This window comes from Actinokineospora auranticolor (assembly GCF_002934265.1).
GTDB lineage: Bacteria > Actinomycetota > Actinomycetes > Mycobacteriales > Pseudonocardiaceae > Actinokineospora > Actinokineospora auranticolor.
Genome location: NZ_PTIX01000014.1, coordinates 158580 through 182084 on the forward strand (window position 1 = coordinate 158580; position 23505 = coordinate 182084).

At 73.7% G+C, this 23505-nt stretch carries 21 protein-coding genes; 12 read left to right on the forward strand and 9 right to left on the reverse strand.

Annotated elements, in window-relative coordinates; all coding sequences use genetic code 11:
• The first annotated feature begins 137 nt into the window (after positions 1–137).
• Positions 138–2303 carry a collagen-like protein gene (locus CLV40_RS39065; protein ID WP_219824086.1) on the forward strand — a complete coding sequence of 722 codons (2166 nt, stop codon included), beginning with the start codon at positions 138–140 and terminating at the stop codon, positions 2301–2303.
• A 166-nt stretch (positions 2304–2469) separates the two neighbouring features.
• Here the strand turns inward: CLV40_RS39065 and CLV40_RS23890 are convergent, their stop codons facing one another.
• The 3 genes from CLV40_RS23890 to CLV40_RS23900 are packed head-to-tail and all read right to left on the reverse strand — an operon-like array spanning position 2470 to position 4720.
• Positions 2470–3696, reverse strand: coding sequence for an RNA polymerase sigma factor (locus CLV40_RS23890; RefSeq protein WP_104481218.1), 1227 nt, complete (start codon positions 3694–3696; stop codon positions 2470–2472).
• Between the two features lies 1 nt (position 3697).
• Entirely contained in the window at positions 3698–4060 is a 363-nt protein-coding gene (locus CLV40_RS23895) for a YciI family protein (protein WP_104481219.1), read from the reverse strand.
• 36 nt (positions 4061–4096) lie between these two features.
• On the reverse strand, positions 4097–4720 hold the full coding sequence (locus tag CLV40_RS23900) for a DUF998 domain-containing protein (protein WP_245931518.1): 624 nt from the start codon (positions 4718–4720) through the stop codon (positions 4097–4099).
• A 179-nt stretch (positions 4721–4899) separates the two neighbouring features.
• Here CLV40_RS23900 and CLV40_RS23905 point away from each other — a divergent pair, with 179 nt between their 5' ends.
• The 4 genes from CLV40_RS23905 (at position 4900) to CLV40_RS23920 (ending at position 8312) form a co-directional block, all read left to right on the forward strand.
• Complete coding sequence (locus tag CLV40_RS23905) at positions 4900–5289, forward strand: response regulator transcription factor (RefSeq protein ID WP_245931519.1); 390 nt, start codon at positions 4900–4902, stop codon at positions 5287–5289.
• Positions 5286–7379 carry an ATP-binding protein gene (locus CLV40_RS23910; RefSeq protein ID WP_245931524.1) on the forward strand — a complete coding sequence of 698 codons (2094 nt, stop codon included), beginning with the start codon at positions 5286–5288 and terminating at the stop codon, positions 7377–7379. The genes CLV40_RS23905 and CLV40_RS23910 overlap by 4 nt, the downstream gene beginning before the upstream one ends.
• Before the next feature lie 29 nt (positions 7380–7408).
• The gene (locus CLV40_RS23915) at positions 7409–7711 is read left to right on the forward strand and encodes a DUF6191 domain-containing protein (RefSeq protein ID WP_245931525.1); all 303 of its coding nucleotides are present in this window, start codon (positions 7409–7411) and stop codon (positions 7709–7711) included.
• A 232-nt stretch (positions 7712–7943) separates the two neighbouring features.
• Complete coding sequence (locus CLV40_RS23920) at positions 7944–8312, forward strand: pentapeptide repeat-containing protein (protein WP_104481222.1); 369 nt, start codon at positions 7944–7946, stop codon at positions 8310–8312.
• Positions 8313–8379: 67 nt separating this feature from the next.
• Here CLV40_RS23920 and CLV40_RS23925 read toward each other — a convergent pair whose 3' ends face one another.
• Positions 8380–9021: a ScbR family autoregulator-binding transcription factor gene (locus tag CLV40_RS23925; RefSeq protein WP_104481223.1), complete on the reverse strand. Its 642-nt coding sequence runs from the start codon at positions 9019–9021 to the stop codon at positions 8380–8382.
• A gap of 164 nt (positions 9022–9185) precedes the next feature.
• On the opposite strand from CLV40_RS23925, the gene CLV40_RS23930 reads away from it, so the two are divergent.
• The gene (locus CLV40_RS23930) at positions 9186–9989 is read left to right on the forward strand and encodes an AfsR/SARP family transcriptional regulator (RefSeq protein WP_104481224.1); all 804 of its coding nucleotides are present in this window, start codon (positions 9186–9188) and stop codon (positions 9987–9989) included.
• A gap of 88 nt (positions 9990–10077) precedes the next feature.
• On the forward strand, positions 10078–11007 hold the full coding sequence (locus CLV40_RS23935; RefSeq protein WP_104481225.1) for an NAD(P)-dependent alcohol dehydrogenase: 930 nt from the start codon (positions 10078–10080) through the stop codon (positions 11005–11007).
• Here the strand turns inward: CLV40_RS23935 and CLV40_RS23940 are convergent.
• Positions 10997–11584, reverse strand: coding sequence for a TetR/AcrR family transcriptional regulator (locus CLV40_RS23940; RefSeq protein ID WP_104481226.1), 588 nt, complete (start codon positions 11582–11584; stop codon positions 10997–10999). The two genes, CLV40_RS23935 and CLV40_RS23940, sit on opposite strands and share 11 nt — an antisense overlap.
• A 200-nt stretch (positions 11585–11784) precedes the next feature.
• On the opposite strand from CLV40_RS23940, the gene CLV40_RS23945 reads away from it, so the two are divergent.
• From CLV40_RS23945 to CLV40_RS23960, 4 genes are all read left to right on the forward strand, one after another.
• Entirely contained in the window at positions 11785–12747 is a 963-nt protein-coding gene (locus tag CLV40_RS23945) for an ATP-binding cassette domain-containing protein (RefSeq protein ID WP_104481227.1), read from the forward strand.
• 2 nt (positions 12748–12749) lie between these two features.
• Complete coding sequence (locus tag CLV40_RS23950; RefSeq protein ID WP_104481228.1) at positions 12750–13571, forward strand: ABC transporter permease; 822 nt, start codon at positions 12750–12752, stop codon at positions 13569–13571.
• A 132-nt stretch (positions 13572–13703) separates the two neighbouring features.
• Positions 13704–16457 carry a DEAD/DEAH box helicase gene (locus tag CLV40_RS23955; protein ID WP_104481229.1) on the forward strand — a complete coding sequence of 918 codons (2754 nt, stop codon included), beginning with the start codon at positions 13704–13706 and terminating at the stop codon, positions 16455–16457.
• Positions 16457–17767 (forward strand): SWIM zinc finger family protein, encoded by a 1311-nt coding sequence (locus tag CLV40_RS23960; RefSeq protein WP_181043697.1) that lies wholly within the window; start codon positions 16457–16459, stop codon positions 17765–17767. Before CLV40_RS23955 ends, CLV40_RS23960 begins: the two co-directional genes overlap by 1 nt.
• Before the next feature lie 105 nt (positions 17768–17872).
• Here CLV40_RS23960 and CLV40_RS23965 read toward each other — a convergent pair whose 3' ends face one another.
• Together CLV40_RS23965 and CLV40_RS23970 are read right to left on the reverse strand one after the other, a co-directional pair.
• Positions 17873–18637 (reverse strand): TetR/AcrR family transcriptional regulator, encoded by a 765-nt coding sequence (locus CLV40_RS23965; protein ID WP_104481230.1) that lies wholly within the window; start codon positions 18635–18637, stop codon positions 17873–17875.
• A gap of 1095 nt (positions 18638–19732) precedes the next feature.
• On the reverse strand, positions 19733–20500 hold the full coding sequence (locus tag CLV40_RS23970) for a hypothetical protein (RefSeq protein ID WP_104481231.1): 768 nt from the start codon (positions 20498–20500) through the stop codon (positions 19733–19735).
• Between the two features lie 856 nt (positions 20501–21356).
• Between CLV40_RS23970 and CLV40_RS23975 the strand changes: the two genes are divergently transcribed.
• Complete coding sequence (locus CLV40_RS23975) at positions 21357–22280, forward strand: nucleoside hydrolase (protein ID WP_104481232.1); 924 nt, start codon at positions 21357–21359, stop codon at positions 22278–22280.
• On the opposite strand, the gene CLV40_RS23980 is transcribed toward CLV40_RS23975, so the two are convergent.
• Both CLV40_RS23980 and CLV40_RS23985 read right to left on the reverse strand, forming a co-directional pair.
• Positions 22270–22947, reverse strand: a complete 678-nt coding sequence (locus CLV40_RS23980) for an energy-coupling factor ABC transporter ATP-binding protein (RefSeq protein ID WP_104481233.1) — start codon at positions 22945–22947, stop codon at positions 22270–22272. The genes CLV40_RS23975 and CLV40_RS23980 overlap by 11 nt on opposite strands.
• A complete protein-coding gene (locus tag CLV40_RS23985) occupies positions 22944–23504 on the reverse strand; it encodes a biotin transporter BioY (protein ID WP_104481257.1) in 561 nt (186 codons plus the stop codon). The genes CLV40_RS23980 and CLV40_RS23985 overlap by 4 nt, the downstream gene beginning before the upstream one ends.
• Position 23505 lies beyond the last annotated feature (1 nt).

Below are 23505 nucleotides of genomic sequence, written 5' to 3' on the forward strand. Positions count from 1 at the left end.
TGTCCCGCGACCGGAGAACAATGCTTTGAGGACAGGGCGAAACCTCAACCATGCATGATCAACAACGGCGTGCGCGCCAGGGGAGAAACGAGTCCGAATCGGTCGGGTCGGACGCCGGGGCGGGCGGGTCCGATGTGGTGGTCCAGTGGCGGTTGGACGTGCTGCGCGACGCGCAGGCCAGGGCGGTGCGCGAGGCGCTGGCCCGGCCACCGCGGCCGACGGGGTCGCTGAGCAAGGTCATCGCGCGGGTGAATCCGCTGTTCAGGATGCGGGTGACCTGGTCGGACCCCGCGGTCGAGTTCGCCGACGGGCGGTTGCGGGTGCGGGCCGAGGTGGTCGGTGGGGCCCGGCACGCGGCCAAGGGGGTCAACTTCAGCGCGGCCGGTCCGGTGTCGGTCGACTGCGCCGTGGTGACCGCCGCGGCCCGGGACGATCTGGTCGAACTCGGATTGGTCCAACCGGGTAAATCCGATATCGACCTCGACGAACTCGTCATTGACTACAAAGGTGGTGGCAAACCGCCGAATCGACTCGACGAGTGGCTGGTGCGCCGGATCTTCCGCACCGGTATACACCGGAGATTGTTGGCGCCGCTGGCCGCGTTGCCTTTGGATTTCCTGCCGGAACCGCTGCCGCTGCGCCTGCGGAGCGCCCCGGCGGCGGCCGTGGACGGCATCGAGCCCGCCGAGCGGGTGGTGGGCACCGACCCGCCGCGCGGGACCGTGACGCTCATGCTCGCTCTCGCCGCCCCGGAGCGCGCCGCGCCCGCGCGGCCACCGGACCTGCTGTTCGAGCCGTCGGCCAACGTCGCCGTCGCGCTGCGGGCGCGGGCGTTGAACACCGTCCTGGCCTGGTACTGCGGCACGGGTGGCCTGCGGTTCGCCTTCGAGGAGGTCCAGTGGCGGTGGACCAGGGCCGTGGTCGCCTACACCGGGGAGCGCGGCCTGCACGTCGTCGGGAAGGTCGAGCGGCCCGGCGGCACCGTGTCGGTCGACCACTCGGTGCAGTTCGGGTTCGACGTGACCGGCCCGGCGCCCGCGCTGCGCGTGCTGCCCGACCCGGACGACCCGCCGACCCGGCACACCCCGCTGGTGGCCGCGGCGGTCACCGCGCTGCTGCGCCAGGTCTACCTCGCGGGCACCGGACCGGTGCCCGGCCAGCGGTTCGTGGTGCCGGGCACCTCGGTCGCGGTGGACGCCGACGTGGTCGAGATGTTCGTCGACGGCGACCACCTGACGGCCCTCTACCGCCTGCCGCCGGTCGAGGGCGACCTGTTCGAGCCCGACGACGCCGAACCCGAGCCGACGATCGTCGCCGAGCACTCGGCGAACGGCGACGTGGCGACGCTGAGCCTCGACGCGGAGCTGGCGGACGCCTCCCGCGGCCCGTACGACTACGTGTGGCGGGTCGGCGAGGAGGACGCGCTCACCCGCCACCGCTCGTCGGTCACCGTGCGCGGCGTGCCGTGGCCGCCGCGGGGGCGGGCGGGGACGATCACCCTCAAGGTCATCGACATCGGCGGCCAAGTCGGCGAGACCGACCACGACTTCACCATCCCGACCGTGTTCCCGGAGCAGGAGGACGACGACAGCGGTACCGGCGACGAGGACAGCTCCCGGGGCGACAGCGGCGGTGATCCACCTATGGAACCCGCGATCCCCACCGTCCCCGCTCCCGCCGCTGCCCAGACCGCCGCCTTCCCAGCCGCGACGGCCTCGAGCACCGCCCTGCCGAGCACCGCCCGGGACGCGCGGGCGGGCGCCCGCGCCGAGGCCACCACCCGCTGTGCCCTCGCGGGCACCAACCGGGCGCGGATGGTCCCGATGACGGCCGTCGTGCTGGCCATCGCCACCACGGGTCTGGTCAGCGGCGCCGTGGCGGGGACGGTGGTGAGCCTGGTGAACGACCGCAAGCCCATCGTCGAATCGCCGTCCCGACCCGGCGCCCCCGGTCTTCCCGGTGCTCCCGGAGAACCCGGCAGTCCCGGGCAACCCGGCCTCCAAGGCGAGTCCGGTGATCCGGGCGTCGCGGGCCCATCCGGCCGCGCGGGCGTGAACGGCCGGCCAGGCACCAACGGCACGAACGGTCCCGCGGGCTCGAACGGCACCGTCGGCGCCCGAGGCCCGGCGGGTCCCGCAGGACCCGCAGGCCCCGCGGGTCCTCCCGGACAACCGGGCCCCACAGGAGCCCAAGGCCCGGCGGGTCCCACGGGTCCCATGGGCCCGGAAGGCCCCCGAGGCCCGGTCTGCTGCGACGTCCCCGGCGACGACGCCCCGGTCCCGGGAGACCTGAAAGGCCGCTGACCCAGGTGGTGGACGGCACGCCCGCGAGCGCTCGCTGTCCACAGCGCACACTTCGCGACATCCTCCTCCCGGGGACGTCGCGAAAGCACCGAGCGCTCGGTCATCCCCCCCAACGCCGGCCTCGGGCGCGGACGGGAAGACCGGGCGCTCGGCCCCGTCCACACCGCTAGGCGCGGCGGAGGAAGACCGAGCGCTCGGCTTCGTTCGTGGTGAGGGAGGCGGCGCGGTGGAACTCCGCGGCCGCCTCCTCCCGGCGGCCGAGGCGGTCCAGGAATTCCCCTCGGACGGCCGGGATCTGCGCGTTGCCCGCGAGCACACCGCGCTCCACCAACCCGTCCACCAGGGCTAGACCCGCCGCCGGGCCCGAGGCCATGCCGACGGCCACCGCGCGGTTCAGTTTCACCACCGGGCTCGGCCACACCGCCACCAGGGCGTCGTAGTGGCTGACGATCTCCGGCCAGTTCGTCTCCGCGACGCTCACCGCACGCGCGTGGCACGCCGCGATGGCCGCCTGCACCGTGTACGGGCCCACCGGCACACCCAGCGACACCGCGCGGTCCAGCGCGGCGAGGCCGTGGCGGATCAGCAGCCGGTCCCACCGCCGCCGGTCCTGGTCGGCCAGCAGGACCGGCCGCCCCGCCGCGTCGACGCGGGCCGCCAGCCGGGAAGCCTGCAACTCCATCAGGGCCACCAAACCGTGCGCTTCCGGCGCGGCGGGCGCCAACCCCGCCACGACCCGGCCCAGGCGCATCGCCTCCCGGCACAGCTCCGGCCGCGCCCACGCCGGGCCGGACGTCGCCACGTAGCCCTCGTTGAAGACCAGGTAGACCACCTCGAGCACGGAACCGAGCCGGGCGTCGAACTCCGCCGCGAGCGGCAGCTCGAACCCCACCCCGGCCAGGGCCCGCTTGGCCCGCACGATCCGTTGCGCCACAGTGGACTCCGGCACCTGGTACGCCCGCGCGATCTCCGCCGTGGTCAACCCGCCCACCGCGCGCAGCACCAGCGCGATCCGCGCGGGCACCGCCAGCGCCGGGTGGCACGCGGTGAACACGAGCCGCAGCAGGTCGTCGCCGATGTGGTCGTCCAGGCGGTCGTCGACCGCAGTCATCGGGTCCTCGTCCTCGGCGCCCGCGAGCACCGCCAGCTTGTCCCGGAAGGACCGGTCCCGGCGGTGCCGGTCGATGGCCCGGCGCTTGGCCGTGGTCATCAACCAGCCCGCCGGGTTCGGCGGCACGCCACCGACCGGCCACTGCTCCAGCGCCGCCACCAGCGCGTCCTGCGCCAGCTCCTCGGCCAGGCCGACGTCGCCGGTGAGCCGCGCCAGCCCGGCCACCAAGCGCGCGGACTCGACGCGCCACACCGCCGCCACCGCCGCGTCCGCGCTCCCCACCTCAGGCGGGCGGGCCGAAGTCCAGCACGCGGTGGATCGACGCCGCGCCCTGCCACCCGGGCCACAGGTCCCGGTGCAGCCGCAGGAAGCGGTTCGTCCACTCCTCGACCTCGGCCTTGGTCGCCACCTCGTAGATCGCGTAGCTGATCAGCTCCCGGGTCTCGGCGAACGGCCCGTCCACCGCGCTCAGCTCACCGGCGCGCACGGTCAGCCGCGACCCCTCCGCGCTCGGCGCCAGGCCCGCGGTGTCGAGCAGCACCCCGGACCGCGTGGCCTCCTCGCCCAGCGCGACGATCCCGGCCATCAACTCGGCGGGCGGCGGTGTGTCGGGGTGCTCGGCGTTGAGCAGGACGATGTAGCGCATGGCGTCTTCTCCTTCTTCGTGAGCGAGTGATGTGTATCAAGCGGTGGGGCCGACCGCGCGGTAGCGGTCGACGGCGACCGCCGCGCACCAGGCCCAGACCAGCAGCACGGCGGCGGTGAATGCGAGGGTGGCGGCGGCGCCGCCCTGGCCGGCGGCGGCCATGGCGAACCCGACCAGGAGGCCGACGCCGGTGACCCGGGAGAACACCGTCCACCCGCGACGCCCCTCCGCCGCGCACCGGCGTCCGACGGCGAAGCACGCGACGGCCACGGCCACGAACCCGACGACCCCGCACACCAGGTGCAGCAGCCCGTGCCCGCTGACCTCGGCGGGCAGCCCCTCGGGCGCCCCGGCCGGGAAGCCCAGCGCCGGGTCGGCCCGGAAGAGCCCGGCGCCGACCAGGCTCACCCCGTAGACCGCCACCAACCCGGGCGCCCACCGCGCGGCCGTCGCGCGTCGCAGCCCCACGGCGAAGGCCACGACCATCAGCCCGGTCACGACGAAGTTCACGACCTGGACCCAGCCGCCCGGTCCGTTGGCCAGCAGGCTCCACTGGTGCCGGGTCGGGTCGAAGCCGTCCCGGGTGAGCGCTTGGCCGAGCGTGACGAGGACGTAGACCGGGCCCGCCAACACCCCGTAACCAAGCAGCGACTTCGTCACCCGCTTGGGTCCCACACGGTCGGGTTGGTCAAGCGTTTGCACCGCCATGGCTCTTCTCCTCCGAGTGATGACCTGCCGTCGACCCCTCCACGAACGGGAAGACCCCGCTTCGACACGGATCCGCGAAAATCTTGGAAACGCCCTCCCGGCGGCCGACAGCAGGGCAAAGGGAGGGCGCGGTGGCACGGGTACTGGTGGTCGACGACGACGAGGACGTCCGCGACCTCGTCGCGCGGTGGCTGCGCGCCGACGGCCACGACGTGCTCGCCGTCGACGGCGGCGCGCTCGCGCTGGCCGCCATCGAGCGGCACGGCCTGCCGCAGGTCGCCGTCCTCGACGTCGACATGCCCGGCATGGACGGCGTGGACCTGCTCCGGCAGCTGCGCCGCGCCGACCGGTACCTGCCCGCGCTGTTCATCACCGTGCTGTGGTCCGGCCTCGACCTGGCCCGCATGCGCGACGCGGGCGCCGCCTACCTGCCCAAGCCGTTCACCGGCATGGGCCTGTGCGCGGCCGTGCGCAGGCTGGCCCCGGACAACCGGGGACCCGCGCGGGACGTGACCCGGTGAGCCACCTGTCGCTGCGCGTCAGCCTGGCCAGGACCGCGGTCTTCGCGGTCCTGTACGTGCTGGCCACCTGGGCCGGTCGGCTGACGGTCATGGACAACACCAACCTGAGCCTGGTCTGGCCCGCCGCGGGCGTGGCCGTCGTCTGGTTCTGCGCCCAGCACCGCTCCCGCGCCCGCTGGCTCGACGCCGTGGTCTTGGCGGCGATCACCATGGCGGTCAACGTGGCCACCGGCGCCGGTCCGGCGCTCGCGGCCGTGTTCGTGGTGGCCAACCTCGCGCAGGTCTGGGTCTTCCTCTGGCTGATCGTCCGGTTGCGGCCGTCGCTGTGGTCGCTCGCCGACGGCGGCGGGTTGCGCGGGCCGCGCGACCTGTGGGCCGTGCTCGGCGCGGCCTTCGCGGCGACGGTGGTCGGCGCGGCGATCGGCCCGACCGGCATGTGGCTGCTCACCGACCGCTACTCCTGGCTGGCCACCGCCGTGTGGCTGGCCCGCAACACCGCGGGCGTGCTGCTGGTCGGCGCGGTCGGGTTGTGCGTCGGCCGCGCGGGCGCGGTGTACCGGCGGCGCGCGGGCGGCTGCTCCGGCGTGTGGCGGGTCGCCGCCGCGGAAGTCGCCGCGACCCCGCGGTGGCGGCTCGCGGAGTACGCGGTGATCACCGCGGCCTCCGTGGTCGCGTACGTCCTCGGGTTCGGTGTCGTGCACGGCGCGCCGCTGGCCTTCACCCTGATCGCGTTCACCGTGTGGGCGGCCACCCGGTTGCCGACCACCTTCGTCGTGCTGCACGACCTGGGCGTCGGCGCCATCGCGGTGCTGTTCACCCTGCACGGCGACGGGCCGTTCGCCCTGGTCGCCTCGAACTCGGCCAAGGCGCTGGTCGTCCAGCTGTTCATCGCCATCGTCGCCGTGGTCGGCCTGGCGCTGGCGCTGGGCCGCGACGAGCGGGTCGAGCTGCTGCGCGAGCTGGCGGCGGAGAAGGAGCAGCAGGCGCAGCGCGCCGAGCTGATGTCGGCGATCATCGACTCGATGGCCGACGGCCTGTCCGTGATCGACCACAACGGCCGCGTGACCCTGCGCAACCCGGCCGCCGTGCGGCTGCTGGGCGGCAACCTGCGGGAGACCGTCATCGAGCCGGGCGACTACGACGTGCACACCCTGGACGGCGCCGCGCTCACCCCGGGGGACATGCCGCACGCCCGCGTCCTGGCCGGTCAGGAGGTGCGCGACCTGGAGGTCGTGGTCCGCCGGAGGGGGACGGCCGAGGCGCAGGTGCTGCGCGTCAACGCCACGGCCCTGCCCGACGTGCACGGCAACCACCGCGCGGTGGTGCTGTACCGGGACGTGACGGCCGAGCGCCGCCACCTCGACGAGCTCGCCAACTTCGCGGGCGTGGTCGCCCACGACCTGCTCAACCCGCTGGCCGTGGTCGAGGGCTGGACCAGCGTGGCCGACGAGGCCCTCGCGGAGACGCCCGAGTCGGCCGCGGTGGACCACGCGCGCAACAGCCTCACCCGGGTCAGCCGGGCCGCGGGCCGGATGCGCGTGCTGATCAACGACCTGCTGGCGTACACGACGGCCCGGGACGCGACCGTCGCGCCGGTGCCGGTCAGCCTGGCGACCGTGGTCGCCGACATCGCCGCCGCGCGCGCCGACGCCGCGGTGGCCGAGGGCGACCCGGTGCCGCGGTTCGCGGTGGGCAGGCTGGACCCGGTGCTCGCCGACGCGGTGCTGGTCCGGCAGCTGCTGGACAACCTGATCGGCAACGCGGTGAAGTACACGGCGGCCGGGGTGACCCCGTGCGTGGCGGTCGTGGGGGAGCGCGTCGACGACCTGGTCCGGGTGACGATCACCGACAACGGCATCGGTATCCCGTCCGGCCACCACGCCGCCATCTTCGACAACTTCCACCGCGCGCACCGCGCCGCGGGCTACGCGGGCACCGGCCTGGGCCTGGCGATCTGCAAGCGGATCGTGGAACGCCACGGCGGCACCATCACCGCCACCGACGCCCCCGACGGCGGCGCCCGGTTCGAGTTCACCCTGCCCGCCGCCACCACCTCGCCGACCGACGCCCCCTTGGCCACCCTGGGCTGAGGAACCCGCGCGGCGGCCACGGCGTTGGGATGACCATGGACACCCTGGAGACGGTGCTCACGTGGAGCATCCCCGTGTCGACCCTGACGGTGGTCGCGGTAGGCGTGTACGAACTGCGCAGGCAGAAACGGCGCGACAAATCGGGAACCCCGGTGACCGCCACCTACATCAACGAGTTCACCGCGATGTTCTACGGCACCAAGCGCATGGAACTCGACCACCGCGACTCCATGTCCATGATGCGCGACGAGGAAGCCCAGGGCGGCCCACCCGGCGGCAACGACCTGGATCACGGCATCCAGGTACGCCTACCCCCGGAGAGCGGTTCCTGATTTCGGCACACCGCAGGGGTGCTCCGTGCCCAAGCCGGACGCGCTGCCCGACCGCGACGGCGAAGGAGTCAGGAGTCTCGCGTCCGGGTTCGACCAAACCTCCAAGATCGGCAATAGTTGTGCGCTTCAATGTCAACAGCGCGAATCGCGCTCAGCAGCAGGCGACTCGTGACCAGCCGGAACTGTCGAGGCAAGGGCAGATTACCGAGCGCTTCACGAAAGCCATTGAACAATTGGGGCAGACGGGGCCGGACAAGTTCCCAAGTCTTCCTGGTTTCGGGGCGCCAACCTGAGAGGTGCTCGTTTTTCGGGCGCCAAGATGACGTGGGTCTATTTGACCGACGCCGACTTGACCGACGCCGACCTCAATTCCGCCACTGTGCACATCGGCCACATGGGGGGTGCGAAACTCATGCGCACCAATCTGGCCGATGTCGATCTGGCCGAAGTCGGTGGATTGACAACGGAACAACTCCGCTGCGCCATTGTGAGCCCGTCCACGGTTCTCCCGTCGGGTGGACCGGTCTTCTCCCCTTCGGCCGACGGCCCTGTCGAAGGCGGTGTTTCCCCATCCCCGGTCACCCCGACGACGCGGAGGTAGCGAGGTCGCGCCCAATCGTTCGTCGCGGTGACGCCGGGTGCGCGACTTTGGTGTCCCCAAAGGACGGTCAGGCGCTGACTCCCGCGATTCGGATGGACGCGGTGCCCTCGGGCTTGAACCTCGCCAGCCTGCGCGGGGGGACGATCGCGGTGAGCAGGAGTGTCCACATGAAAGTGACGCGTTCGGTCAGGTCCGCGCGGCCGGTCAGCACCTGCGAACTCAGCTGCAGCCCCGTGAACGCCCCCACCAGGTGCTGCGCCAGGTCGTCCGGGTCGACCTCCGCGCGCAGGTCGCCGTTCTCCCGCGCGGCCAGCAGGCAGGTCCGGGTGATGTCGATCCACATCCGGTAGGCGCTCTCGGCGGGCGCGATGAACGACCCCTGCTCGATCACCAGCCGGATCCCGGCCCGCACCCGCTTGTTGGCCCGCAGGTTCGCCGCGAGTTCGTGGCCCATGTCGATCGCCGTTTGCAGCCCGGGGCGCTCGACCCCGGCCAGCGGCTCGTGGTCGGACGCGAACTGCTCGGCGATCAGCGCGTTGGCCAGTTCCTCCTTCGAGGCGAAGTGGAAGTACAGCGCGCCCTTGGTGACCCCGGCCTCGGCGAGGATGTCCGACAGGCTCGCGCCGAGGAAGCCGTACTCGTCGAACTTCGCCGCGGCGGCGTCGAGGATGGCGTTGCGGGTGTGTTCGGCGCGTTCCTGCCTTGCCACGACGAGCTCCTCCCGGCGACCCGATCCCCGGGGGAGTGTAGCCGATCACCCGGCCGGGTTGCGGGAGAGAAAACCGGGGGGTAGGTATGATCTTCGGCAGGGTTGATAAACCGGGTGGTCGGTTTTATTCTGGGCGCACTGGTGCGGCGAACGCGGGAGGCGTTGTGGACGTTGGGATACTGGGGCCGCTGGCGGCGCGGGTGGCCGGTCTGCCGGTCACGCCGACGGCGACCAAGCCGCGCAAGGTGCTGGCGGTGCTCGCCGCGCACGCCGACCAGGTGGTACCGGTCGACGCCTTCGTCGACGAGCTCTGGGGCGACGCCGCCCCGCGCAGCGCGACGACCACCCTGCAGACCTACGTGATGCAGCTGCGCGGCCTGATCGGCGCCGCGTCGGCCCGCGCCGGGCAACCGCGCGACCCCAAGCGGGTCCTGGTCACCCGACCCGGCGGCTACCTGCTGGTCACCGGCGAGCTCGACCTGCGCGAGTTCGAGCGCCGCGCCGAGGCCGGGCACCGCGCGGCCCGGGCGGGCGACGTCGCGGGCGCGGCCGAGCACTTCCGCGCCGCGCTGGCCCGCTGGCGCGGCGACCCGCTGGTCGACGTGCGGGTCGGCGCGGTGCTGGCGGCGCACGTCCGGCGCCTGACCGAGGCCCGGCTCAGCGTGCTGGACCGGCGCGTCGACGCCGACCTGCGGCTGGGTCGCCACCACGAGGTGCTGGCCGAGCTGACCGGCCTCGTCGCCCGCCACGGCACCCACGAGAACCTCTCGGCCCACCTCATGGTCGCCCTCTACCGCGCGGGCAGGCGCGGCGACGCCGCGCACGAGTACCAGCGCCTGCGCGCCTGCCTGGTCGACGAGCTCGGCCTCGACCCCTCGCCCGCCCTGCGTGGCCTGCACCGCCGGGTCCTGGCCGCCGACCCGCTGCTGCTCACCCCCGAACCCGTGCGGCTCGACCGCGCGGGCTAGCGCGGTTTCCGAGGGTCTTCCCCGATGCTGGGTCCCGCGTCCGCTGCCTAAGGTTGCGGACCTGGGGCCCGATCCGGCATGGAGACCGATGAAGGCGATCACGCGGGAGCGCTACGGGTCGGTGGTCGTGCGGGAGGTGCCCCGCCCCGAGCCCGCGCCGGGCGAGGTGCTGGTGCGGGTCCGCGCGGCCTCGGTCAACCCGGTCGACTGGCAGGACTTCCACGGCCACCCGTATGTGCTGCGGTTGTCGCGCCCCAGGGTCCTGGGCCGGGACTTCGCGGGTCAGGTCGAGGGCCTTGGCGCGGGTGTGACCGGCTTCGTGTTGGGGGACAAGGTGTTCGGCGAGGCCGTGGGCGCGTTCGCCGAGTACGTCTGCGTGGACGAGGAGTTCGTCGCGCGCAAACCGGAGAACCTGTCGTACGGGGAGGCGGCGGCCGTTCCGCTGGCGGGCAACACGGCCCTGGTCGGGTTGCGCGACCTGGGCGTGGTGCGACCCGGGCAACGGGTGCTGGTGACGGGCGCGGCAGGCGGCGTGGGCACGTTCGCGGTGCAGGTCGCGAAAGCCTTGGGCGCGCGCGTGACCGGTGTCTGCGCCGCGGCGGACTTCGCCGTGGTCCGCGCGCTCGGCGCGGACGAGGTCGACGAGGAGTGGGGCCGTGACCGCTTCGACGTGGTGTTCGACCTGGCCGGGGACCGCGGACTGCGCGCTGCCCGCAGACGGCTCACCCGGGGCGGCACGCTCCTGCTGGCCGTCGGCGGCGGCTACCGGGGCCGCTGCCTGCTCGGCCACCTCGGCGCGCACGCGGTCGCCTGGTTCCTCTCCGGCTTCGTCCGCCACCGCCTGGTGCCCATCGCGGCCAAACCGAGCAGGCGCAACCTGACGGCCCTGCGGGACCTGGTCGAGACCAACCGCCTGACCCCGGTGGTCGACCGCGCCTACCCCCTGGCGGAGACGGCGCTCGCCATCCACCACGCCGAGTCCCCGGACGCCCGCGGCAAGACCGTCATCACCGGCTGACCGGCGCGCCGGTGCCGTCGACCCGGAGGTGGTCGACGGTCCCGCGCACCAACTCCGGCAGCACGACGGCCCACATGTCCCCGAGCCGACCGCTGGTGTCGGGCCCCAGCGCCTCGGCGCCCACGGACAACGCGGACACCAGCGCCGCCGCCGTGTCCACCGGCACGGCGATGTTCCCCGCCCGGGCCAGTTCCGCCCGCACCGCGGCCACCCACGCCTCCAGGAACACCCGGAACCGGTGCCCGGCCACCTCGTGCGCCATCCGGAAGCTCGCCCCCACCTCCGGCTCCGCCACCAGCCAGCGGCTCAGCGCGTGGGTCAGGTCGATGACCCGCTGGACGCCGGTCGACGGGTGGTCGGCCAGCCAGTTCGCGAGGGTGTCGACGGCGCTCGCCTGCACCGCGTCGCAGAGGTCGTCCTTGGAGGGGAAGTGGAAGTACAGGCCGCCCTTGGTCATGCCGACGGCCCCGGCCACCGCGACCATCCCGGTGGCCTGGTAGCCGTCGCGGCGCAGCAGTTCGGCGGCGGCGCGCAGCAGCGCGGCCCGGGACCGCTCGGCGCGCGCCTGCTTGGTCACTGGGGCTCCTCGTCGGGGGTGGCCGCTGGGCTGCGGCAGATTATGAACCGACCGACCGGTTTGTCAACCGAGGGGCGGCTGAGCCGGTCCGACCGGTCGCATTCGCGAACGATCCGCGCCTGCGGCTTGCGTACTTAGTACGACGACACGTACCGTGCTAAGTACGCCACGAGTGGCGGTGCCTGGAGAAGGGGGCTCGGGTGGGTTCGGAAGATCTCTCGATCGTCGTCGAGGGGCTGCGGAAGCGGTACGGCGACAAGGTCGCCCTGGACGGTGTCGACCTGCGGGTCCCGAGCGGCACGGCGTGCGGCCTGCTCGGCCCCAACGGCGCGGGCAAGACGACCACCGTCCGCGCGCTGGCCACGCTCCAGCGCTTCGACGGCGGCCGGGCGGCGGTGGCGGGCTTCGACGTGGCCACCCAGGCCGACCGGGTCCGCTACCGCATCGGGCTGGTCGGGCAGCGCGCCGCCGTCGACGAGGTGCTGGGCGGCCACCAGAACCTGGTCATGTTCGGCAGGCTGTACCGGCTGGGCGCCCGCGCGGCCCGCCGCCGCGCGGACGAGCTGCTGGCCCGCTTCGGCCTGGCCGACGTCGGCGACAAACCCGTCCGCACCTACTCGGGCGGCATGCGGCGCAGGCTGGACCTGGCCGCTGGCATGATCCTCGCGCCCGCGGTGCTGTTCCTCGACGAGCCCACGGTCGGCCTCGACCCGCGCGGCCGCGACGAGGTCTGGGCGGCCGTGCGCGACCTGGTCCGCCAGGGCACCACGGTCCTGCTGACCACCCAGTACCTCGACGAGGCCGACCGGCTGGCCGACCGGATCTCGGTCATCGACACCGGGAAGGTCGTCGCCGACGGCACCCCCGCCGAGTTGAAGGCCCGGATCGGCGCCGACCGGATCGACGTGGTGGTCCACGACCACCAGGACCTTCCCGCCGCCGTCGCCGCTCTGCGCGTAGTAGCCGCGGGCGAGCCGGAGGTCGACCGGGACAACCGCCGCGTGTCCGCGCCGGTCACCAGCCGCGGTGGCGCGCTGGCCGACGTGGTGCGCGCCCTGGACGCGGCCGGCGTGTCCACCGAGGACGTGGTGCTGCGCCGTCCGACGCTCGACGAGGTCTTCCTGCGGCTGACCGGCCGCGAGTCCCAGGAGGTACCCGCGTGACCATGACCGTTCCCGTTGCCCCGCACGAGAACCGGGCGGGCCTGCGCTGGACCCTGACCGACGCGTGGACGCTCACCCGGCGCAACCTCGCGCACTGGTCCCGGAACCCGGCCGTGCTGCTCACGTCGTTGGCCTTCAACGTCCTCATCGTGCTGATGTTCGGCTTCCTGTTCGGCGGCGCCATGGTCGTGCCCGGCGGCGGTGGCTACCGCGAGTTCCTGATGCCCGGCATGTTCGCCATGACCATGGTCTTCGGCATCAGCATGACGACCACCGCCGTCGCCACCGACCTCGAACGCGGGGTCACCGACCGGTTCCGCTCGATGCCGATGGCCCCGGCCGCCGCGCTGATCGGCCGCGCCGTGGCGGACCTGCTGTTCGCCGTGGTCACCCTCGTCACGATGATGCTGCTGGGCCTGGCGATCGGCTGGCGCGCGACCGGGTCGCCCGGTGCGGCGCTGGGTGCCGCCGGGCTGATCCTGTGGCTGCGCTTCGCCCTGGTGTGGGTGGGGATCTACCTGGGTCTGGTGCTGAGGGGGCAGGAGGCGGTGGCGGGCGTGCAGATCCTGGAGTTCCCGCTCGGCTTCCTCTCCGGGGCCTTCGTCGCCCCGGCGACCATGCCCGCCTGGCTCGGCGCGGTCGCCGAGTGGAACCCGCTGTCGTCGACGGTCCAGGCGACCCGGGAGCTGTTCGGCAACCCGGGCTGGGGCGGCGAGTCGTGGATCGCCGGGCACGCGCCGCTGATGGCGGTGGTCTGGCCGCTCGCGCTGGTGGCGGTGTTCCTGCCGCTTGCAGTGAGGCAATACCGATCCTTGAGCGACTGAGGCGGCGGAGGCGGCACTATCGGACGCGTCGCCCGCTGGGGGTGGGCGACACCCACGTGGGCCGCGGGCGGCAGCGCCGGTCACGCGGTGCTGGACAGGGTCGTTCCCGGGCAGCCGGGGTGAAGGGGGCAGATGGTGCTGGGCCGGTGCGCGGTGGTTTTCGAACCCGGGGACCCCGCGCGGGCCGGGACGTTCCTGGTCCACGGGGACGACCCGCCGGAGTGGGGCGAGCGGGCCGTGGCCGTGCTCACCGAGCCCCGGGGCGGCCGGGTCGGCCTGCGGAAGGTGACCGGGCGGCGGGTGCCGGTCGACGCGGCGCTCCCGCTGCTCGCCGCGCTCGGCGCGGACGCCCACCCGTCGGCCCGGTTCCACGCCGCCGCCGTGCGCGCCGCGCTGCGCCTGGCCGCGCGCGGCAGGGTGCTGCCCGGCGTCTCGGCGGGCGGGGCCGATGCCTGGCGCATGGGACCGTTCGACGTCGCCGACGTCGAACGGCTCCGCGCGCTGGCCGCCGCCATGCCCGCGAGCGCGCGGTCGATCCCGGTCGACCCGACCGCCCCCGACCCGGTCCTGCCCGACGCGGAAACCCTGCTGCGCGCGCTGTTCGACGCCGTCGCCGACACACTCCCGCGCACGGCAGGTGCCGAACTGCTCACCGGCGACCCCCGCTACGCCGCCGCCGAACCGACCGGGACCGACGCCGAGTGGGCCCGGCAGGTCGCCGCCGGGGTCGACGCGGGGCTGCGCGTCGCGCTGCGGCTGGAGTTGCGCGGCGACCCGGCGGACACGCCGTTCACCGCCGTCGTCCGGCTGCGCGACCTCGCCGACCCGACCCGGGTGGCGGACGCGGCGGCGCTGTGGTCCGGCCGGGAGCACCGCTTCGGTGACCGCGCCGCCTTCGAGGCGATGCTGGCCGTGCGGCGCGCGGCGCGCGTGTGGTCGCCGCTGGACGGCCTGCTCGCGGCGGCCGAGCCGGTCGAGGTGGAGCTGCTCGACGAGGACGTGGCCGACCTGCTCGGCGGCGCCGAGGCCCGGCTCGCCGCGGCGGGCGTGGACATCGAGTGGCCGCCGGGGCTCGGCCGCGACCTCGGGGCCCGCGCCCGGGTTCGCGCCCCGGGGGAGCCGCCCGCCGACGTCGCCGCGTTCTTGCGCGCCGCACCGCCGCAGGCGTTCCAGTGGCAGCTGACCCTGGCGGGCGAACCGCTCATCGAGTCCGAAATGGACACTGTCGGTCGATCCCGGCCCGTGGTTCGGCTGCGGGACCGGTGGGTGCTCGTCGAGCCGGACCTGGCGCGCAAGGCGCGGGAGCCCGCGCTGCCGCCGCTGCCCCCGTGGGAGGGGCTCGGCGCGGCGTTGATCGGTAGCGCCGAGGTCGAGGGCGGCCTGGTGTCCGTCGTGGCGGACGGGTGGCTCGGTGAACTCGTCGACCGGGTGGCCGACCCCGACGGCGGTCCGGAGGAACTGGACCAGCCCGCCGCGCTCACCGCGACCCTGCGCGACTACCAGCGGCGCGGCCTGCGCTGGCTGCACCGGATGACCGCGCTCGGCTTCGGCGGCTGCCTCGCCGACGACATGGGTCTCGGCAAGACGATCACGCTGATCGCCCTGCACCTGCGGCGCGCCGAGGACCCGGCCACCGCCGGACCGACGCTGGTGGTGTGCCCGGCCTCGGTGCTGGGCAACTGGGAGAGCGAGATCGCCCGGTTCGCGCCGGGCACCCCGGTCCGGCGCTTCCACGGCGGGTCGCGGTCACTGTCCGATATGGACAACGGGTTTGTGCTGACGACCTACGGCACCATGCGCGTCGAAGCGGCGGAACTGGCGGGCAGGCACTGGGGACTGGTGGTCGCGGACGAGGCCCAGCACGTCAAGAACCGGCTCAGCGGCACCGCGAAGGCACTGCGCGCGATCCCGGGCGGGGCGCGGGTCGCGTTGACCGGTACCCCGGTGGAGAACAACCTGACCGAGCTGTGGGCGCTGCTCGACTGGACCACCCCCGGCCTGCTCGGGACGGCGGGCGCCTTCCGGCGCGGGTGGTCGCGGACCATCGAGGTCGACCGCGACCGCCGCACCGCCGACCGGCTGTCGCGGCTGGTGCGGCCGTTCCTGTTGCGCAGGCGCAAATCCGACCCCGGGATCGCGCCGGAGCTGCCGCCGAAGATCGAGACCGACCACGGCGTCGAGCTGACCGCCGAGCAGGTCGCCCTCTACGAGCGCGTGGTGCGCGAGGTGCTGGCCGAGATCCGGGCGGGCGCGACGGAGATCGCGCGGCGCGGGCTCGTGCTCAAGCTGCTGGTCGGGCTCAAGCAGGTGTGCAACCACCCGGCGCACTACCTGAAGGAGACCGGCACCCCGGCGCGGTCCCGCTCGGAGAAGCTGCAACTGCTCGACGACCTCGTCGGCACCGTCCTGGCCGAGGGCGGCGCGGTCCTGGTCTTCACCCAGTACGTGCGGATGGCCCGCCTGCTGGAGCAGCACTTCGCCGACCGCGGCGTGCCCACGCGGCTGCTGCACGGCGGCACACCCGTGCCGCGGCGCGAGGAGATGGTGCGGCGGTTCCAGAGCGGGGAGGTGCCCGTGTTCCTGTTGTCCCTCAAGGCGGCGGGCACCGGTCTCAACCTGACGAGGGCCGACCACGTGGTCCACTACGACCGCTGGTGGAACCCGGCCGTCGAGGCGCAGGCCACCGACCGCGCGCACCGCATCGGCCAGACCAAACCCGTGCAGGTGCACCGGTTGATCACCCGGGGAACCCTGGAGGAGCGCATCGCGCGCCTGCTGGAGACCAAGCGGGCACTGGCCGACGCCGTCCTCGGCGGCGGTGACGCCGCCCTGAGCGCACTCTCCGACGCCGAACTGCTCCGCCTCGTCGAACTGAGGACCCCGTGATGAGCGCCTACGACGATGACGAGTACGACGGCCACCTCGCCGCCCTGTTCGCCGACGACGAGGAAGCGGACGCGGAGGCCGACCTGGTCGACCCCGGTCGACGCGCGGTCGCCTTCGCGCCGTTCCCCCCGGGGAGGCGGTACGGCAAGAAGTTCGCCGACACGTGGTGGGGCAACGCGTGGGTCGAGGCCATGGAGGACACGGCCCTCGACCACGAGCGGCTGCGCAAGGGCCGCGCCCACGCGTTCGCCGGCCTGGTCGGGGTGATCACGGTCAGCCCCGGTCGCGTCTCGGCGCCCGTGCACGACGGCGACCACACCCGCCCCTACGCGACGGTGGTGCGGATCGCGGAGCTCACCGACGCGGGCTGGGACCGGTTCCTGGACAAGGTCGCCACCCGCGCGGGCCACATCGCGGCGCTGCTGGACAAGGACATGCCCCGCGACCTCGTCGGCGCCGCGTCCGACGCCGGGGTGCGGTTGCTGCCGGACTACGGGGACCTCGACCCGGAGTGCGACTGCCTCGGCTGGGACAGCCCGTGCGAGCACGCGGCGGCCCTGGCATACCAGGTGTCGTGGCTGCTGGACCGGGACCCGTTCGTCCTGCTGCTGGTCCGCGGCCGCGGCGAGGCGGAGTTGACGGCGGAGTTGCACCGCCGCAACACCCGTGGAACGACAGGCGATCCCGTGGCGGTGCCCGGGGTTGCGGCGGCGGAGGCCTGGGCCGCCGAGGTCGCCGACCTGCCCGCCGACTCCGAGCCCGCTTCCATGCTGGACCTGTTGCCGGTACTGGAAGACGTCGAGGCCAAGTCCCCTGTGGACAATGCCGCACTGGTGGCCCTGGCGGCAGCCGCCGCCGAACGCGCCCGGGCCTTGCTGGCGGGCGATGACCTCAACCTGTCCCAGTGGCCGGACGCGGTGCGCCTCGCGGCCCACACCGACTTGGTCGAGCGAACGGCCGCACGCACCGGCCGCCCCACGGACTTCACGCGCGCCGTCCACGCCTGGGAGATCGCCGGCGCGGCGGGCCTCGCGGCGCTGGAGCAGACGTGGGCGCCGCCGCGGGAGACCACTACCAGGACCCGAGCGGAGTTCGAGGAAGCCTGGCGGGACAGCGGGTTCGGCGAGCCACCCGCGCTGAAGGTCTGGCGGAACCGGTGGACGGTCGAGTCCAAGGGCATCCAACTCCGCCTGACCCAGGACGGCCGCTGGTACCCCTTCCGCGCCGACCCCGCCGGGGGCTGGGCGCTCGCGGGCACCCCCACCGACGACCTCGCCCTCTCGCTCGTCGAACTGCTGCGGGACGAGTAAGTCTGGGTGTCAGTCGGTCGGGTGGTTCCACTGTGGGCCGCAGCTTGGCCGCACCGTCTCGCTTTGTCCTTGGTGGGACTGTTGCGGGGCAGGTGAGCTGGGAGGTCAGTCGGCCCGCTGCTGGGCTATCAGGTCGGCCACGCCGTCGAGGATGCGGTCGAGCCCGAAGCGCAGGGCGTGGTCGGCGTTGTACGCGGCCTGGTGCTCGGTGCCCGCCGCCGTCCCGACGCGGTCGGCGGTCGGGTGGTCGCCGGGGCGGGTGAACCGGGCGAGCCACGGGGCCTGGCTGCGCCACCACTGCTCGTCGGTCAGGCCCGTGCTGCGCTCCAGTTCCACCACGTCCGCCGCGGCCCGGGCCGTGTTGCGGACGTGGCCCAAGACCAGCGTCAGCACCGAGTCCAGTGTCACGTCGTCGAGGCCGGTGTCCGCGAGGGCGGTCAGCTCGCGCTCGTACTTGGCGATCAGGTTCGGGCCCAGCACGGGCCTGCTGGTTTCCACGTACGACAGCCACGGGTGCGCCCGGTACAGCTCCCAGTTGCTGCGCGCGACCCCCTCCAACCGCTCCCGCCAGCCGCTCGCGGTGGGGTCGAGCGGGGGCAGCTCGCCGTAGACCGTGTCCATCATCAGGTCGATCAGCTCGGCCTTGCCGGGGACGTAGGTGTAGGGCGACATCGTCCCCACCCCCAGCGCCTCGCTCACCCGCCGCATGGTCAGCGCGCCGACCCCCTCGCCGTCCGCGATCGCGATGGCAGCCCTGGTGATCCGGTCGACGCTCAGCTCGGTGCGGCCTTCGCGCGGGGACGGTTCCCGAGTCCGCCACAGCAGCGCCAGGCTCCGGGTGGGGTCGGACTTGTCTCGGCCTCGTGTCATAGTCCCCCCAGAATAGCCGCGTACCAAGTACGATACTACGTACGACCACCGGCGTGGGCCGCTCCCGTCGGAAACCCGATCGAACCGCGCCCGACAACCGGCCGTGCTGGTTGGACGAGGGCTACCGGCGTAGACGAAAGACCGGGGGCACCCCCTTTCCCCCGGCGCATACCGCCATCTCCGAAGTGGCGGGCGGACGGCCCCGCGCACCCGAGCCCCCGACGGCGCGCGGGGCCGTCCGATCAGGCCTGGCTTGGATCGAGGTCGCACCCGCCCACCTGCCCGGCCACCTCGCAACCCACCCCGCCGAGCCCACCGGCCGCCGACTTGTGCCCACCCGAGCCGCACTTGCCCGCCTGCCAGGCTCGCCCGCAACTTCTTCCACCCGGTCGAGCCGAGTCCATTGGCCGCCGACCTGTGTCGGCCCTACCCGCCCACCCAAGCCGTACGTGCCCGCTCGCCAGGCCCGCCCGCAACTTTCTCCACCGGGTCAAGCCGAACCCGCCGGCCGTCGACCTATGTTGGCCCTGCCCGCCCGCTAGGCCCGCTCCGCAACTTCCTCCACCTCGTCAAGCTGAGCCCACCGGCTGCTGACGTGTCCCAGCCCGACCTTTCACCCACCCAAGCCGAACCTGCTGGCCGCCGACCTGTGTCGGCCCTACCCGCCCACCCAAGCCGCACTCGCCCACCTGCCAGGCCCGTCCCGCAACCTCCTCCACCCCGCCAAGCCGAACCCGCCAGCCCCCGACGTCTGCCAACCCACACCCCACCCAACCCACCGCGCCCCTGTTCACTGCTCGATGGGGTGGAACGTCTTTGTGTGGGAGGACGGACCTGCCAAGCTCGCCCGCGGGTGGGGTGGGCTTGCCCCTCCCACCGCTTTGCCCCACCGCAGGTCCGTAGGGGCCCCGCACAAAGACGTTTCACCCCATCGAGCGCAGCTCGAAAACTCGCGCTAGAACCACGAGAGAACGCAACCCCGCTGGAACCGCACCAACCCCGACCCCGCCCCGCTGGTTCAGAACCCACCGAAGCCGGACCCGCCGCACCCCCGGCAGCCGGGCCGTCCGATCACGCCGGAGAACGCCGGCCCACCTAGTCCACAGTGAACATCAAGCCCACATCGAGTTCCCAGGCCCGGCGCAACGCCCACCCGTCCAGCGACCGCTGCCAGCGAGTGGTCCGCGGGTTGTCCCCGAGGACCACGAGCAGCCCATCCGCGCGCGGCGCGGCCACGCCGTCGAGTACCGCGCGGACCGCGTCGTCCCAGGCCAGTTCGCGGCGGGGGCCGTGCTCCCCCCAGGTCGGGGCGGGGCCCGTGGTCAGCACCAGCGCGCCCCGGCGGGCGTCCGCGCAGCCGGGTTCGGTGATCGCCAGCACGTCCGCGTCGGCGCCCGCGTCCGCCGCGGCGGTGACCGGCAGCCCGGTGCGCTTGGCCGCGTCGGCGGCGAACCCGACGGCGTTCGGCCCGGTCACCCGGACGCGGCGCAGCGTGGGCAGCGCCCTGGTCAGCGCGCGCAGGCAGGCCCACGCGACCGGACCGGTGCCGCACAGGCCCAGCACGTCCGCCCCCGGCGGCGCGAAGTAGCGGGCCACCAGACCGGCGGGCAGCGCCGTGCGCCACGCGTCGAGCGCGTCGGCGGCGAGCCGGGCCAGCACCGCGCCGTCGTCCTCGGCCAGCAGCGTGACCACCGCGCCGCCGCCACCGGGCGCGCGCCGCACCGGCACGCCGTCCGGTGTCTCGAACGCGTCGGGGTCGCTCGGCCCGCCGAGCAGGTCGAGCGCGAGGTGGAACCCGGCCTCCAGGAACACCGGGTCGTCGCCGAGGTGTTCCAGGTCGCGACGGGACAGCTTGACGGGCACGGGACTCCCGGGGGAATCGGCGAATTACGCTGAGGATAACGGCGAATCCGCGGCGCGGCAACACAGTCCACGTTATCCACGCTGCGTCCGAATGTTGTGTGAATGTGGTCGGGAGTGCACCGAAGTGATTCCGCCGAACGGGTGGATATCGCCCCGGATTCCAGTCCACTACGGTTCGTTGCCACCGGTGTGCCGCGGATCTCATAGCACACGGAACCGGTCGATCTGGGCAAAACGGGGAAGCCCGCGCATTACCGTGACTTCACGATGTGCCGCCCGGTCGGGCAGCGGAATGTGCCATCCGACGCCCTATATCGGTCGTGCCCCGCGCCGGTCCGTGCCAGGATCGCGCCGTGCCGACACGCCGGAGCGGTGCCGCGTCGGCGCCCCCACCGACCCCGGCCGCCCCGCCGGGTCCCGGAGCCGTCCCGGCGGCAGGTCAGCGGCGTCTCCGCCGCCACCCTCCGGGCGATCGCGGACCTCGAACGCCCGGGTGAACTCGCCGAGGCGCCTGCCCGCTGGTCCGCGTTCGCACCCGGCCCACTGCGCCGACTCCGCGAGTACGTCCGCGGGACCGCGATTGCCGCGGCTGGGCCGCCGAGTCGCGGCACCGCGAGATCCCGAGAGCGGCCTTGTGCGCCCCACCGAAGAACGCCGCGCGGGAGTTGCGAACGCTCATCGACCCATTGGACAACGTATACCGCGCCCGCATCGCCCCGCACTGCCTCGGCGACGGCTTGCGCATCCTCCTCGACAACGACGTGAATCGCCTTTGGTACCGCGCCGCCTTCGGGGATTAACCACCAGTTACGGCGCCGTCGGCGAGGATAGGTGGCGCCGACCGGAGGGACACCACATGCGGTTGATCATCGACACCGACCCGGGCATCGACGACGCCCTGGCCCTGCTCTACCTCGCCGCCCAACCCGGCGTCGAGATCGCGGCCGTGGGCAGCGTGCACGGCAACGCCCCCGCGCCGCGCACCGCCGCCAACGCGCGGCGGGTGCTGGATGAGGCCGGTCTGCGCGACGTCCCCGTCGCCGTCGGCGCCCACCGGCCGCTGGCCCAGCCGCTGCGGACCTCGGAGTTCGTCCACGGCGACGACGGCCTGGGCGGCGAGGGCGGCGACGTCGACGTCACCCGCGGCGAGTCCGCCGCCGAGCAGCTGGTCCGGCTCGCGCGCGCCAACCCCGGGCGGTTCACCCTGCTGGCGCTCGGCCCGCTGACCAACGTCGCCCTGGCCCTGCTCCTCGAACCCGACCTGCCCGACCTGCTCGACGCGGTGGTCGTCATGGGCGGCGCCATCCGCGTCCCCGGCAACCGCACGGCCCACGCGGAGGCCAACGTCCACCTGGACCCGGAGGCCGCCGACCTGGTCCTCGGCGCCGGTTTCCGGCTGACCCTCGTCGGCCTCGACGTCACCGAGGCCGTCCGCGTCGACAGCGCCTGGATCGACGCCCTCAACGCGTCCCCCGCGCCCGTGGCCCGCTTCTCCGCCGCGGCCCTGCGCTACTACGTGGACTTCTACACCAAGGCCCTGGGCTACCGGACCTTCACCCCGCACGACCCGCTGGCCGCCGCGATCCTGCTCGACCCCACCCTCGCCACCTACGACCACCTGGCGGTCGGCGTCGAGCTGACCGGCACCCACACCCGGGGCCGGACCGTCGCCGACCTCCGGGGGAACCGCGCCGAGGGGACCGGCCACCGCATCGCCGTGGCCAGGACCGTCGACACCGCGCGGTTCCACAGTGGACTGCTCGCGGCGCTCACCCGCTGAGCAGCGCCAGGTACGCCGCGACCGCCTCGGCCGGGGTGCCGTCGGCCACGACGCGGCCCTCGTCGAAGACGACCGCGCGGTCGAAGTCCGCCAGCAGGTCCAGGTCGTGGGAGACCACGACCACCTGCTGCGCCAACCCGGCGACCACCGCCACGACGCGGCGCTTGTTGCGCAGGTCGAGCAGCGTCGTCGGTTCGTCGAACACGATGTACGCCGGATCCGTCACCAGCACCGCGGCGATGGCCAGCAGCTGCTTCTGCCCGCCGCTGAGCAGGTGCGCGGGGTGGTCGCGGTACTCCGCGAGCCCGAAGTCCGCCAGTGCCCGGTCCACCAGCCCGGGGATCGACACCTTCGGCACGTCGTGGTGCTTGAGCCCGAACGCCAGGTCCTCCGCCACCGTGGGCATCACGATCTGCACGTCCGGGTCCTGGAACACGAACCCGACCCGCCGCCGGACCTCGCGCCCCCGTTTCCGGGTGTCCAGTCCGTCCACCCGTACCCGACCCTCGGTCGGCACGATCAGTCCATTGAGGAGCCTGGCGAACGTGCTCTTGCCCGAACCGTTGGCGCCGATCACCGCCACGCGCCGCTCGGTCAGCGCCAAGTCCACACCGCGCAGGACCCAGCGGTCGCCGAAGCGGTGACCCACACCGGAAAGCTCGATCACGCGCCCGCCCGCTCGCGCGGCTCGACCAGGGGGTAGGCCCGGCGCACCGCCACGGCCGCCAGGGACGCCACGACCACCTTCGCCGCGTCACCGGGCAGGAACACGACAGATCCCGTGAACGCCCTCCCCAGCGGCAGCCCGCCCACCACCGCCATCCACGGGATGCCGATCGCGTACAGCACCAGCGCCCCACCCACGGCGTTGCACAGCAGGGCGAGCGCCAGGTTGTACCGGCGCCAGCACAACTCCGTGAGCAGTCCCACGACGAACGCCCCGACCGGGTACGCCAGGACGAACCCGCCCGTCACCCCCATGATCACGCCCAGCCCGCCGCGCCCGCCCGGCAGCACCGGCAGGCCGATCGCCACCAGCACCACGAACAGCAGGATCGCCGACCCGCCGCGCCGCGCGCCGAGCACCGAACCCGCGAGCATGACGCCCAGCGTCTGCGCGGTGAACGGCGCGGGCACCAACGGCAACTCGATCAGCGGGAAGAACCCCAGCACCACCATGATGGCCGCGAAGAGCGCGACCAGGGCGATGTCCTTGCTGCGCACC